A 12,881-nucleotide genomic window follows, 5' to 3' on the forward strand; every position below is an offset into this window, starting at 1 on the left:
ACATTTCTGTCGGAGAAAGAATTTCTAACGAGTTTTTGCCGACAGTTTCAAAAACGTCCGAATCGCCGGTTCTATCTTCCGATTCGGTAGATAAGTCCGGATCATCGTCGGCTTCAAGCAGGTCCGAATCTTCGGATTCCACCGGTCATCCCGGATCGTTGCCGACGTCTCGTACTTCGACTCCTTCCTTGGAAATCAAAACTTCCAAAACCGGATATCCCGTTTTGACCGCGGATGGAATCGCATTACACAGCTTGATAGACCCGATTACGGAAGCCAAACGTCTTCTCGAAGGTTTGAAAAAAGAGGACGAAGAAAGAGTCTTTCTTTTTTTCGGAGCGGGAATCGGTTATGTAATTCAGGAAAGTTTAAAATTTAAAAAACTAACGGCGGTCTGGATGGAAGTCGAACCTAGGATTATACGTTATGCGCTTTCCATATTCGACTATTCCGAATTTTTAGAATCGGGAAGACTCAGAATACTTTTGGCCCCGATTTTAGAACAGGATCTTTATGCTGCGTTTCGTGGAATTTCCGGTTTTCCGATCAGTTTTATTCCCCATCGAGGAAGCAATCAATGGAAAAAAGATTCTTACGAAGAACTACGTCTTATGTCGAAAGGATTCTTTCACAAAAAAGATGTAAACATCTCCACACTCACTCGTTTCGAAAAAATCTGGACTCGGAATTTCATTTCCAATCTCCCCGAACTCGCCCAAATGCAACCGGTCGGCTCTTTATTCGGACTCTGCAAAGGCAAAGTAGACGTACTCGTTTGTGGGGCAGGACCTTCTTTGATTCTTTCCTTGGATGATATTAGAACCTATAGAAAAAATCTGATTCTAATTGCGGTTGATACTGCATTGACAATTCTTTGGAACGCGGGAATTGATCCCGACCTATTTTTTTCCGTGGATCCTCAGGCTCTCAATACAAAATACTTGGAAGGATATAACGGAAATGCGAAGATCGTTTTCGATCCAACCTCTTCCTATCATTCTCTACGGCTTCCCGGAAAATTCAAAAAAGGCTTTTTTACTTCCTCTCCATTTCCGTTGGTTAAAATCCTTTCTTCCAAACCGGAAGAGGAAATCGGAGTCGTCGATTTCGGAGGATCCGTTTCGACGAACGCAACGAGCCTCGCGGAAAAGATGGAAGCGAAGAACATTCTTCTTGTGGGCCAGGATCTTTCCTTTCCGGGTAAACTAGCGCATTGTAAAGGTGCAGTTTTAGAAGAAAGACTGAATCATATCGAATCCAGAAAACTCAGAAGAGAATATCATAATCACAAACAAATGACCGCCCTTCCCATCAAACGGACAAAGTCGATCCGCGGCGAAGAAATACAAACTAATGAAAAACTTCTCATTTTCAAAAGATGGTTCGAAGAACATCCGAAAAAAAATCCTTGGTTCAATTTGGGAAAAGACGGAGTAATTCTGGAAGGGATTCCCAACGCGGATTTTTCCGAATACATGCAAAAAAACGAATGTGATTTAGAATTCGTTCGTTTGACAAGAGATAAAATCCATAAAATTTCAGATACGTTCGGATTCGATCCACCGGTAAGAGAAAGTATTCCCGAGAAAAAAAGGGACTACGTTTCCGTTGAAAACAAAATCGAATCGGAGTTTCCGATTAAAAACACAATCATCAAAAAAAACCGGTTCAACACACAGGAAAAGATTCTTTCCGAATTGAAAACGTTGTTCGAGCAACTCAAGGGATTTTCCGAAAAAGTTACAAGAGGGAGAATCCTTTCGGCCCGTCTGTATTCCCAAGTTCAAGCCGAAGATAAGTTCAAGGATCAAATTCTGGAACACTTAAAAGAGATGGATCATATAGACGAAGAGGTTTCTTCCCGTAAGGGCCTCACAGAAATACTGGGGATGAGTATTCAAAGAACCGTTTTAATGATTACCGAAGGGTACGAAGGCGGACTAAATTTGGAAGAAAAGAAAAACGAAAGATTAGGAATCGCTAAGAAAAGTCTTCTTTTGTACCAAGGTTTGGAAGACGCCTGTAAACTCCATTCTAAGTTGATCGGAAAGGCGATTACGAGACTTAGTCGAACAACGGATTCATATTGAAACGCTTCAATCAGACATTATTTCATTTGACTCGCACAATTTTACTCACATACTACTTCGAATCGGGAAATTGACTATGACCTCTATTTATAGACGAATTCGGATTTTCTGTTTTTGTTTCGTTGTTTTACCTTTTGTAAACTGCCTGACTCTAAACCTGTGGCAGACTCATCAAACAATTTCGTTTTATGATTATAAAAGACCTTCTATGAGCAAAATGAAAATCTTACAGAAAAAAAATCATCCTATCTTAGAAATATCTTACACAATGAAAGGAGAAAACAAACTTCAACGTTATTGTACGCCCCAGCCCGAAACAAACGCCGCCCAAAGTGAAGAATACTCCTATGATATTATCAATCGAACTCTCAATGAAGAATGTGAATTTAAAAGCGGGGAATCTCACTCGTCGATACGAGTTGAAAATGCGCAAAAAAAGTTATTTTTTTACGATCTTGGAAAGGCGATTCATCTGAGGGATAATCATCACATTGACCTCATTATCTATCGCGGAACTCACATTAGAAAAAAAATCTCCGACATTAAGGAAGCATGGTTCAATTCCTATGACGGTCTTTGTATTGCGGATTCTAAAAACAGAACTCTTGCGATAGATTGTTCTAAAGTGGAAGAAGACGGCGGAAATAATTTCAGAGATCGGCGCGTATGTACTCAAACCGAAGCAGACTGCTCCAAACAATCGAACACGAAATTACTTACAGTATCTGAAATTCCTCAAACTCCTCCTATTTACTTCGTAACTATTCCTGAACCATTCGCTTACTCACAACGAAGTGCCAGTGCCTATTATGCGGTTTGGTCTGCCTCGACTCAGACTTCTTCTCAAATTTTATATATAACATTTAACCCTCGGTCCAGAAGCATTAGTCCAACCAACATAATCTATTACGGTTTGGGTTATTTGCTTTACCCATTTACAATCGTAGCCGATGTTGTGAGTGCACCGTTTGTACTTGCATATATTATATATCTCTTTAATAAACATAGCTACGTCCCATGACTTGGTAGAAATACCATCACAAATTTCCACAAAACGCGGTAATTCGCGTAGATTACGGGCAATTTATTAAACACCTTTATGGGTATTTATTTTCATAGGGATGAGTAAAACTTTTCGTAATACTCGTTTGTAGATAAATTTTAGGAAATCACCTTCCCTTGGTCGTATAAATTTCTTCTTTTGAAAAATTTATTTCGATCTTTCTTTTACACTATAACTTGCTTTGAAAATTTTTTTAAAAAACGATCAAGTATCCTTTAAAAAAATAACAATTCTTCCAAAAATTTCAAAATGTAGGAACTCACATTCCTTAGAAATTCGATTCTAGGGTTGTCATCTTTAAATATTATAGAGGCTTTTTAAGATTTTAGGACAAATTCCTAATGATTACGTATTCAAATTCACCACTTTTAAAATTTTCAGAAAAGTTTTGAAAATTTGAGGAAGTTTTGCTTTTTTTTTATTGACTGTAATTGTGCGATGCAATACAAAAGGTTTGTGCAATGCACAAAGAAATTGATCTCAAGGAGAAAAATTAAAATGGAAAAACAAATTCTAGATATTCTAAACGCAGGCCTAGGACTTATTAAAGCTAGTCAAGAAGGTCTGGGTAAAGCGAAAGCCGATCTTGAAAAAACGTACTTGGAACTTGTTACAAAAGGAGCTTCCGACAATTCTGAGACAACGGTAAAAATCCGTGAAACCGTTGATAAAGTCATCAATGATATTAAGGAAGTAAGTTCCGTTGCAGGAAAAAACTACGAAGAAACCAGATCAAAGATTATTGAAAATTACAACAAAATCACCGAAGAGATCAAAAATAAAATTCCTGAAGGTCAAATTGAAGCTGTAAAAGCAAAAATCAATGAAGTAGCTGAGGCAATTAAAAACACCACTTCTGGAAAAGTTGCTGTTTCTAAATAAGAATCGTAACTTTTTCCCTACTCGGGCGGGCTTGCTTTAACCCGCCTGAATCCTCTTTCAAAATATTCTCCGAGAGAATTCATGGTTCGTTTCAAAACCGTCAAAGGGACACAACCTGCGGGAATTCCTTAGTTTTGGGACAAGTTCAAAATATGATTGAAAATATCAAAGACCGCAACGATTTAGAACGACCTCTCGTATTTGCACACCGAGGCTACAGCGGAGAATTTCCTGAAAACACAATGATCGCGTTTCAAAAGGCAATTCAAGTAAAAGCAGATTTGATCGAATTGGACGTTACTCTTTCCGAGGACAGGGAAGTTGTAGTCATTCATGATGATGACTTAGATCGAACCACTAAATTAGTAGGAAACGTTCGGAAGTTCGAAGCTAAAATACTAAACGAATTGGACGCGGGTTCTTGGTTCTCTCGAAAATTCAGAAAAGAAAAAGTTCCTCTTTTAAAAGACGTATTACGTTTGATTCAAAAATCCAAAACAGATTTGAACATAGAAATCAAATCAACTGCCTTGGATCCCTACATGAATGAAAATTCAATCGAACTTAGTGTCTTGGGTTTGGCTCGTCAGTTTCGATTGCTACCTCGAATTGTAATTTCCTCTTTTTCCTGGGAATGTTTGGAAAGGATTCGAAAACTCGATCAACAAATAAAATTAGGTGTTCTAGTGGAGGACAGAGATGTCTCCGAGGCAATCGCTTTCGGAGAAAAGATCAAAGCGTGGAGTATTCATCCTTCTACGGAAAATGCTTCGAAAGAAAATTTAAGGGCGATATCAGAAAAAAATTTCCTAAGCGTCGTTTATACGGTCAATGAGGCGGAAGAGATAAAACGATTTTTAAGTAGAGGAGCGGACGGTCTTTTTACGAATTTTCCGAAATTAATGAGAACGTTAATGGAAAAGAAATTTCGATATTCTTAGAAACTTGAGTTCGGCATAATAAACGCAAAAGCGGTTTCGCACATCTTTCTTTGATGCGGACCACAGAATCAGACATGACTCATTAGGACTTTATATTAATCCCACGCATGTGGGCAAAAAAGAACAAGGTCGGAACCGTCCGCTAACATCTATTCCCACACTAAAACTTTGAAACGGGCTTTTAGTTTCTTTCCACCGGGTCGATGTCCGTATTGACCCAATACTCATCACCGTAATCGAAAAATAATTCTTCTCCCGCTTTTATTTTTCGGATCGCTTCGAATCTCGCCGTTTTCCAACGAACGGATACGACAAGTTTTACGTTCGGCTTAGAACTATGATTCATAAAACGAGTATAATTACTTTCTTTTCCCTCTCCGTAAATCCAATGATCCTTACAAATCCAAAGTAAATATTTTGATTCGCAGTATTTGGAAGAGTTTGCAATTTTATCAGTAAGAATTTTACCGGTATAATATCCGATAGTATCACCTTTGTTTACGTTTTCTTTCGGGAAAAGCCCCATCCCGATCCCAGGAATCGACGAAGCTTTGATCTCAAAGTCCTTTTCATGGAAAATACGGGAACGCGAAATCTTCTTACGTAATTGCATCGTTGAAACTAAAACTCCTGAATACGAACAGAATTTATGCTATCATTCCCAAAAGAGTATAAAATTTGCAACTGAATTCTGAACTCCCATCTTAAAAGAAATTCTCATAACGATCTATCTCTTAAGTTCGGTCTTTTCCAAGACCAAATCTTCCGCTATAGATAGTTTTCACAAAATTTTCGTAGAAAGTCCAAAAATCAAACACAGCATAACAAAACCGGCTTGTTTTTCATTCTAAACGTAACGACTGATTGAACTCATAAGATTCGTTAGTTGATTAGAGTTGTTGAAAAATTAATTCTCTGTCCGTTTCTGCCTCGTTGAAATGGATGTTTGAAGCGGTTTTGTTAATCCGAATCATGGAATTTTTCAACAACTCTATTCATAAAATTTAAAGTAAGACCAAACGAAGTTTTACGTTAACGCGAGTCCGGTGAAGCGCTTTTTACGAAAGCGTTTCAATTATGAAGTTTGCAAACGATTCGCCTAAACTTTCTCTACGAATTCACGTTAAGTTACGATATAAAATTCCTCTATATTCCGGAAACAGACTTTCAAGACCTCATGAAAGACCAAAACGGCTTTAAAACTTCTTGTCATACAAAAGCTCGAACGGGAGCTTATTCGTATGGAAAAGCCTTATAGAAAGAATGTCGGAATGGTCGTCTTCAACTCCCATGGAGAAGTTTTAGTGGGAGAAAGATCGAATTTTCCCGGTTCTTGGCAATTCCCCCAAGGTGGAATCGATGAAGCTGAAGACCCAACAACGGCGGCTCGGAGAGAATTGTATGAAGAGGTCGGAATCGATTCGGGAAAAATCGTGGCCGAATATCCGGATTGGATCCCCTATGATTTTCCGGAAAATCTTCCGCTCAATCGACATCTTCAGAAATATAGAGGGCAAATTCAAAAATGGTTTCTCATTCATTGGAACGGAGAAATAAACGATTGCAAACTGGATATTTACGAAAGAGAATTCGAAACGGTTCGTTTTATTCCCATAGAAGACACTTTGGCAACAGCCGTTCCTTTTAAAAAAGACGTATATTATAAAATTATAGAAGAATTCGGACCTAAGATTCATGCCTTTCTCCAAAAAACGAAAAAAAAACTATGACGGAAGAACGATTCATCTTCATCCCGCCGGGAGGGCCTCCCGGTCCAATTCCGGGTTTACAAACGGTTTTCGACGCGGTCGGTGAAAATCGCCTACGAGATCTGGTTTCTAATTTTTACGATCAGATCTCTCTGAGTCCGATCGCTTTTATGTTTCCCGAAGTTTTAGAAGAGAGTAAAATAAAATCCGCCGATTTTTTAATTCAAGTTACCGGCGGCCCCTTTTTGTATTCTCGAAACTATGGGTCTCCTAGGATGCGTGCAAGACATCTTCCGTTTCCAATCGATGAAAAAGCGAGAAGGATTTGGCTCTCTTGTTACCGCAAGGCTCTGGACGATTGGGAAGTTGACGCTTCCATAAAAGAAATTCTTTGGTCTTTTTTTAAGGACTTCTCGGCATGGATGGTGAATTTGGAAAGTAAAACGGAGGAAGAAGATGGGATCCAAAAATAACTCAAGAGCGAAGATTCTCGTTCGTGGAAAGGTTCAAGGAGTAGGATTTAGATATTACATTCTTCAACGAGCCCAAGAATGCAGGCTCAGTGGGTACACCCAAAATCTTCCGGGAGGAGAAGTGGAAACGGTTGTGGAAGGAGATAAGGTATTTATTGAAGACCTCTACAAAGCAATCCAAAAAGGACCCAAAGGCTCCGAGATTAAGGAAGCTTTGATTAATTGGGAGGACCCGAAAGGGAATTTTAGAACTTTTGAAATTAAAAAATAAACTCCACGAAATCCACTCGGATGTAAAATCCTAAAATCTATTTTATAGAGGTTCCTTAAGACATCTTTGATTTATTTTTAAAAATTCCTTATTCGATGTGGTAAGCGCTCGTAAAACGTTTGATACTTTCGGAACTTCCAAACAGAATCAAAATTTCCTTCTCTCTAAATACCGTTCTGGAATCCGGGAGAAAAACACCACCTTCTTGGGGTTCCGAATCGTTTCCGTTTGATTCCGCTTTTCTGATTCCAACCAGATTGATCTGAAACTTTTCCCTTAGCCTGAGCTCTCTTAACTTTTTACCGTAAAGAAGAGGAGAAATTTCCACTTCGAAAAGACTGTATTCTTCGCTTAACAAGGTCGCTTTTTTTACCCCTTGATAACTGAGTTGTTCCGCCATGGAAGCGGCCGCCCTTTCTTCGGGATTGAACAGATTATCAATCCCGATCATCTGAAGAATTTTACGATTCAATTCGGAATGATAACGAACATGTAGACATTTTAAATTCATATCTTTCAAATTGTATGCAGTAGTGATCAGAGATTCGAAATTTTCCGCGAGAGCTACAACGATCTCGTCCATGTCTTCTAGATCCAACTCTTCCAACGAGGATCTACTGCTCGTATCCACACAAACGGCAAGAGCACAATGATCCTTGATTTCTTCGACAATCTTTATGTCCTTGTCTATCGCCGTCACCTCGTGCCCGTTCTCGTTCAAATAGATCACCAGAGTTTTGCCGAAATCCCCCAAACCGATAACGGCGATTCTTTTTTTGAGGGTTTTATTTTTCTTTTTGACCACCATAACACTCCTCCTCTCAACCGACTATGATCGATTCTTCCGGAAATTTAAGTCCGGATTTTTTTTCCTTCGGAACCAAAGCGATCAGTATGGTTAACATTCCGACCCGACCGCAAAACATCATCATACAAATTAAAATTTTCCCCGCCGAAGTCAAAGAGGACGTAATTCCTCTCGAAAGTCCCGCAGTTCCGAATGCGGATACAACTTCGTAACAGAGATCCAAAAATGCGGAATTTTCGGTGCATGTTAAAAAGAAAATTCCGCAAAAGATCAGAAATAAAGATACGAGAATTCCCGCAGACGCTCTGGAAGTGGAACCGGAAGAAATTTTCCTTCCAAAAACTTCCACTTCTTCCTTGCCCCTGATATGATTGAATAGATGAAGTATAGCAACCGCAAGCGTCGTTGTTTTGATTCCACCTCCGGTGCCGTTCGGGGAAGCCCCTACCCACATTAAAAAAAGGCTAACAAACACCATGGGCATCCCCATTTTAGAAACTTCTAATGTGTTAAAACCTGCGGTTCTAGTACTGATCGAATAAAAAAGGGAATGGAATATTCCATCCGCTACACCTAACCCGGAAAGAGTGTGATTCATCTCCAACACGTAATACGAAACCGTTCCGAACACAATCAAACCGGCCGACACTGTAAGAATCAACTTAGCTCCCAGTTCCATCCTTTTGGGATGATCTCCGATCTTCAACATCCAATGAATCAAATGATTCACTGTAGGAAACCCCAATCCTCCGAGTACGATCAGAACCATTACTATGGATAAAAACTCTCTTTGATTCAACATCCAATCCGTTCCAAACCCCTGAGGGAACGTGGAAAAACCGGCATTGCAAAAAGAACTCACAGAGTGAAATAAGGAGTAAAAGATTTTATTCTTAAGATTCGTTTCACTTTGATCAGGATAGCAGACAAAGATCAACAGGGCTCCCACCGCTTCTATGAGAAAAGTCTGAGCCGCCACCTGTTTTAAAACGGAGGAAGCTCGTCCCACGCTTTCCTGACTAAATAGATCCTTGATTAAAAGTTTGTTTGTAACACTGACCTGCCCCGCCAAAAAGATCGCAAAAAAAACGGTAAGCGTCATAAGACCAAGTCCGCCAATTTGAATCAATAGCATCAGAATCGTTTGTCCCGTCCCGGTCAGTTGAGAAGCTACGGATATCGTACTCAAACCGGTAACACAAACCGCACTTACAACCGTAAAAAAAACGTCTATTGTGGGAATTGGAACGGCCTGCGCCCTCGGTAAGGATAATGCGAGCGTTCCAAGTAGAATTAAAATTCCGAAACTTCCCGTAATGACCAAGGAAGGACTGATCAGTCCGTAATTCAGTAGTTCCGTTTTTCGGATCAATCGGGAAAAGTTGCTGAATAGGAGAAACAGTTGACTCAAAGACAAAAAAGCCAAACTCGCATCTTCTCCGCTTAAGGAATTGAAAGTGAGAAATTCATAGATTTCCTGACTGATGATCTCCTGGAATACGATCAGAAAAACTACGATCGCTTCCGTCTTGTGGGTTTTGAGATAACCGAATAGGTTTCCAACGACGAAAATAAACGAAAGAGCCTCATAAACGACTAAGGAAACGACGATTCCATTTACGAGTAGTCGAATCCAGTGTGTCCATTGATGAGGATAATAAAATCCGTAGATTAAAACCAAAAGACAAAGAGAAATACTTCCGCAGATCGAGTAGTAGATTCTTAAAGGAGGATAAATTTTAGACTGATAAAAAAGGGCTATATTATACCAAATATTCGATAAATTGAATATAGCCTCTTTGATGGGATTCATTAGAAGTTAACGTTAAAAAACGAAATCTCCAGTTTATATTCTCTTCCCGGAATCCCGGAAGCCCCCGCATTGGAGATCGGCAGAAAATTTCCGAAGCCGAGAGAATCTGCGGATGTCGGTTCGACAGGGGGTGATTCGGGTTGATTCTCCTTTTTCATGGATTCATATTCTTTCATATCATGCCAAGCGTTTGCAAAAGCAAGACTCGTTCCGAAAGTAAAAATAAAAACGGAACCGCCGAACGTCTTTTGAAACTTATGCACGCCTTGAACTTTGGCATTGGAAGCGATCGCATACCCGAAACCGAGAGTGATCGGAAGAGTCATAAAGAAGATGATCGAAAAACGACGAAGTGTTGTTTCCGTATATTTTTCCTCCTCATGAATTTGATTTTGTTTTTTCTTTTTGTCGGTTTGTTGCGCTTGTCTTTGAAGAATCGCTTCCACATTGATATTACCCGTAAGGGGATTGATCAGATTTTCTTGTTTTCTTTCCGTATTGGGATTTACGGTCCTACGTAAACCGCCGGTCGATGGAAATGGAGTTTCGAAAGGAATCTGTACATTCTTAGGAGAAATCAAAGCCGGTTTTTTAAAAGCCGGAGGAATCGTATATTCCTGATAAACCTCTCTTCCCGGAGAATCCTTATAATTCCTCAGGTTGAAATCGTAGGGATCGGAGAAGTCCGTTTGACTCTGAGAAAACAATAAATCCGAATTAAAAAAAGAAAGAATAAGAAAAATGGTCGTAAGTTTGCTGTTCGCATAAAAACGAAACAAAACCGATCGTTTACAAAAATCAGAGGCAAAATTTCGAATCTTTTTATGGGCAAGCAAGACGTGGTTTTGAACGCAACTCGACGGATTCTCACGGATTTCCCATAAATTGAGCATGGTCTTTCTTCTAGAATCCCTTATACATCAAGTCGAGGCAAGAATTTTTAGAGTCAAATCAAGGAACTGATTTTCTTCCGCTTAGAATTTCGGAAGTGAATAAAAAAGAATTCTGTCTCACGGTTTCCAAGATCTCCGCACTAAGACCGATTTGGGCAGCCTTCGAATATTCTGCTTCGATCGTAGTTCCGAAAATCCCGGGATCATCCGTGGAAATCGTGAATTTCATTCCGTTTTTTGCAAAACGAAGAATCGGATGCGATTTAGGATCGACGACCATTCCGATAAATTCGTTCGAACTCGGACAAGATTCGATGACCGCATCGGTCTGTTTGATTTTGAAAATGCAATAATTTTGAAAGCCGATACACTCTTCCAAAAACGAAGAGCCTGTCTCTAATTCTACAATTTCTTTATGTTTGAGAGAATCGATTTCGTTTCCAATTTTTTCCCTCGAAGGAACCTCAAAGTAAGAATCCAGTTCTTCTTTCCGATCGTAATACAACCGAAGTTGATCCAATCTTTCCGATTTGGATTCCTTAATTTTATCCTTCATCTTTTCGAAAGGATGAAGCCCGAGAGCGATTGCATGCCCAAGACGATGTACCCCCCACTCCGCGGATTCTAAAACCCATCTTGAAGCGGACAAAATCGATTTGTCTTGAAAACTCTCTCCGACGTGATAAAGAATCGCAAGAGCCGTGTCCTTTTCTGCCTTGTTGTCCTCCCCCACCGTCTCAAAAAATTCCTTTTTTTCTTTAGGGGGAAACCCTTCTTCTATATAACAAAAATCTAATCCTACTAAATAATCCCGGATCAAAGGATTTTTTTCCATAAGATCCTTATAAATAGAATACTCCCTGAATACGTCTCCGTCTCTGTGCAAAGAAATTACAAGTTTACCTTTGGCAAATCCGCCCGTTTTTTCTTCTCCGCGTGCAAGTCCTTCGCAAGCGGCTAAGGTTTTATCGTATATTCCCTGTTCCGTTTCCAACGGAGAATACATCACTCTATATTCTCCGTAAGTCACTCCCTGGCGAAACTGATCTTCAACGACCCGTGTAGCGACTAACGCAATTTCGACGGGATCGAATTTGGATAAAGCGATGATCAGATTGAATTTGGCCTGAAATTCGGGAAACGGACCACAATGATTAAATAGGTAAAGTTTGCGAAAAGAATCGGGATCTTTATAGTCTTCGAAAAAAGTTTCCGTGGAAATTTTTTTACCAAAATATTGTTGATAGGAATTCGTAAAGATCTCCCAACGAGGAGAAGGATTGGACCTACCTATCTCGTAGAGAAATTCGGAAGTGATCGATCCGTAGAGGTGATTGTGAAGATCCGCGTATTGTTTCATAAATTTCCGTCGAACGATCTGCAACACGTTCAAACGCTGATTTGCCGAGGATAAATCGCTTAAACTCAAAGCGCCGTTTCTACTACGACGATTTATAAAGAGCCTTAGCGTTGCAATTTACGACGCAGTAACTTAATAAAGCTCTTTTGTTCCGTAATTGTATTCAGGAAATAAATTTCGCGAATCGTTGTCCAACAGTTTCCCAAACGATACGAGTTTTTGAACTCGAACACTCTCATTTGGAATTTCTCAGAAAAGGTAAACAAAGTAAATCCGGAAAAAAGTTTTCTTGAAAAGGGATGGTTTTATTGTTTCTTCCTAAAAAGTTGGAAGAACCGTGAGAACCTTACAGCATTTAGTCCATACCTTTTATAGGAACATTCGTCCGAGTCTTTTGAATTCCATGATCTTGAAACTCGCGGTGCCCGTCGTGTTCGGAATGTTCAGCCAAACCGTAGTTTGGGTGACCGACACGATGATGGTAGGAAGACTCGGTAAAAATTCGATCGCCTCGATCGGAATCGGAGGAATTGCGCACTTTACCGTGCTTGCGTTTCTCATGGGATTTGCGATGGGAA

Annotated in this window: 12 protein-coding genes and 1 pseudogene (1 of these 13 cut by a window edge); 8 read left to right on the forward strand and 5 right to left on the reverse strand. The window is 39.7% G+C overall.

The features are described 5' to 3' along the window. Positions 1–35 precede the first annotated feature (35 nt). From CLV95_RS03250 to CLV95_RS03265, 4 genes are all read left to right on the forward strand, one after another. Positions 36–2,090, forward strand: coding sequence for a motility associated factor glycosyltransferase family protein (locus CLV95_RS03250; RefSeq protein ID WP_329522976.1), 2,055 nt, complete (start codon positions 36–38; stop codon positions 2,088–2,090). Positions 2,091–2,166: 76 nt separating this feature from the next. Continuing rightward, entirely contained in the window at positions 2,167–3,111 is a 945-nt protein-coding gene (locus tag CLV95_RS03255) for a hypothetical protein (protein ID WP_002728318.1), read from the forward strand. Between the two features lie 540 nt (positions 3,112–3,651). Then, positions 3,652–4,035, forward strand: coding sequence for a phasin-related domain-containing protein (locus CLV95_RS03260; protein ID WP_002728329.1), 384 nt, complete (start codon positions 3,652–3,654; stop codon positions 4,033–4,035). A gap of 152 nt (positions 4,036–4,187) precedes the next feature. After that, on the forward strand, positions 4,188–4,976 hold the full coding sequence (locus CLV95_RS03265; RefSeq protein ID WP_026054828.1) for a glycerophosphodiester phosphodiesterase: 789 nt from the start codon (positions 4,188–4,190) through the stop codon (positions 4,974–4,976). A gap of 181 nt (positions 4,977–5,157) precedes the next feature. On the opposite strand, the gene CLV95_RS03270 is transcribed toward CLV95_RS03265, so the two are convergent. After that, entirely contained in the window at positions 5,158–5,589 is a 432-nt protein-coding gene (locus tag CLV95_RS03270) for an SET domain-containing protein (RefSeq protein WP_002728321.1), read from the reverse strand. A gap of 628 nt (positions 5,590–6,217) precedes the next feature. Here CLV95_RS03270 and CLV95_RS03280 point away from each other — a divergent pair. Genes CLV95_RS03280 through CLV95_RS03290 form a run of 3 tightly spaced genes read left to right on the forward strand, consistent with a single transcriptional unit; the run spans position 6,218 to position 7,429 of the window. Next, positions 6,218–6,706, forward strand: coding sequence for an RNA pyrophosphohydrolase (locus CLV95_RS03280; protein ID WP_002728331.1), 489 nt, complete (start codon positions 6,218–6,220; stop codon positions 6,704–6,706). Continuing rightward, positions 6,703–7,158 (forward strand): globin domain-containing protein, encoded by a 456-nt coding sequence (locus CLV95_RS03285; protein WP_002735670.1) that lies wholly within the window; start codon positions 6,703–6,705, stop codon positions 7,156–7,158. Before CLV95_RS03280 ends, CLV95_RS03285 begins: the two co-directional genes overlap by 4 nt. Next, positions 7,142–7,429 (forward strand): acylphosphatase, encoded by a 288-nt coding sequence (locus CLV95_RS03290; RefSeq protein ID WP_002728305.1) that lies wholly within the window; start codon positions 7,142–7,144, stop codon positions 7,427–7,429. Before CLV95_RS03285 ends, CLV95_RS03290 begins: the two co-directional genes overlap by 17 nt. Before the next feature lie 88 nt (positions 7,430–7,517). On the opposite strand, the gene CLV95_RS03295 is transcribed toward CLV95_RS03290, so the two are convergent. Genes CLV95_RS03295 through CLV95_RS03310 form a run of 4 tightly spaced genes read right to left on the reverse strand, consistent with a single transcriptional unit; the run spans position 7,518 to position 12,303 of the window. Then, positions 7,518–8,237 carry a potassium channel family protein gene (locus tag CLV95_RS03295; protein WP_002728319.1) on the reverse strand — a complete coding sequence of 240 codons (720 nt, stop codon included), beginning with the start codon at positions 8,235–8,237 and terminating at the stop codon, positions 7,518–7,520. Between the two features lie 13 nt (positions 8,238–8,250). Continuing rightward, positions 8,251–10,050, reverse strand: a complete 1,800-nt coding sequence (locus CLV95_RS03300; RefSeq protein ID WP_002728314.1) for a TrkH family potassium uptake protein — start codon at positions 10,048–10,050, stop codon at positions 8,251–8,253. Then, complete coding sequence (locus tag CLV95_RS03305; protein WP_002728311.1) at positions 10,050–10,943, reverse strand: hypothetical protein; 894 nt, start codon at positions 10,941–10,943, stop codon at positions 10,050–10,052. The genes CLV95_RS03300 and CLV95_RS03305 overlap by 1 nt, the downstream gene beginning before the upstream one ends. 58 nt (positions 10,944–11,001) lie before the next feature. Further along, positions 11,002–12,303, reverse strand: coding sequence for an amidohydrolase family protein (locus CLV95_RS03310; RefSeq protein WP_002728307.1), 1,302 nt, complete (start codon positions 12,301–12,303; stop codon positions 11,002–11,004). Between the two features lie 337 nt (positions 12,304–12,640). On the opposite strand from CLV95_RS03310, the pseudogene CLV95_RS03315 reads away from it, so the two are divergent. Continuing rightward, positions 12,641–12,881 (forward strand): annotated as a pseudogene (locus tag CLV95_RS03315) (MATE family efflux transporter) (it continues 1,132 nt past the right edge of the window).

The organism is Leptospira borgpetersenii serovar Javanica (genome assembly GCF_003046425.1).
Taxonomy (GTDB): Bacteria; Spirochaetota; Leptospiria; order Leptospirales; family Leptospiraceae; genus Leptospira; species Leptospira borgpetersenii.

Excerpts from the sequence above, each read along its gene's own strand:
- CLV95_RS03255 (WP_002728318.1), top strand. The coding sequence starts at position 2,167 with ATGACCTCTATTTATAGACGAATTCGGATTTTCTGTTTTTGTTTCGTT.
- CLV95_RS03260 (WP_002728329.1), top strand. The coding sequence starts at position 3,652 with ATGGAAAAACAAATTCTAGATATTCTAAACGCAGGCCTAGGACTTATT.
- CLV95_RS03280 (WP_002728331.1), top strand. The coding sequence starts at position 6,218 with ATGGAAAAGCCTTATAGAAAGAATGTCGGAATGGTCGTCTTCAACTCC.
- CLV95_RS03305 (WP_002728311.1), bottom strand. The coding sequence starts at position 10,943 with ATGCTCAATTTATGGGAAATCCGTGAGAATCCGTCGAGTTGCGTTCAA.
- CLV95_RS03295 (WP_002728319.1), bottom strand. The coding sequence starts at position 8,237 with ATGGTGGTCAAAAAGAAAAATAAAACCCTCAAAAAAAGAATCGCCGTT.
- CLV95_RS03285 (WP_002735670.1), top strand. The coding sequence starts at position 6,703 with ATGACGGAAGAACGATTCATCTTCATCCCGCCGGGAGGGCCTCCCGGT.
- CLV95_RS03310 (WP_002728307.1), bottom strand. The coding sequence starts at position 12,303 with ATGAAACAATACGCGGATCTTCACAATCACCTCTACGGATCGATCACT.
- CLV95_RS03270 (WP_002728321.1), bottom strand. The coding sequence starts at position 5,589 with ATGCAATTACGTAAGAAGATTTCGCGTTCCCGTATTTTCCATGAAAAG.
- CLV95_RS03265 (WP_026054828.1), top strand. The coding sequence starts at position 4,188 with ATGATTGAAAATATCAAAGACCGCAACGATTTAGAACGACCTCTCGTA.
- CLV95_RS03300 (WP_002728314.1), bottom strand. The coding sequence starts at position 10,050 with ATGAATCCCATCAAAGAGGCTATATTCAATTTATCGAATATTTGGTAT.
- CLV95_RS03290 (WP_002728305.1), top strand. The coding sequence starts at position 7,142 with ATGGGATCCAAAAATAACTCAAGAGCGAAGATTCTCGTTCGTGGAAAG.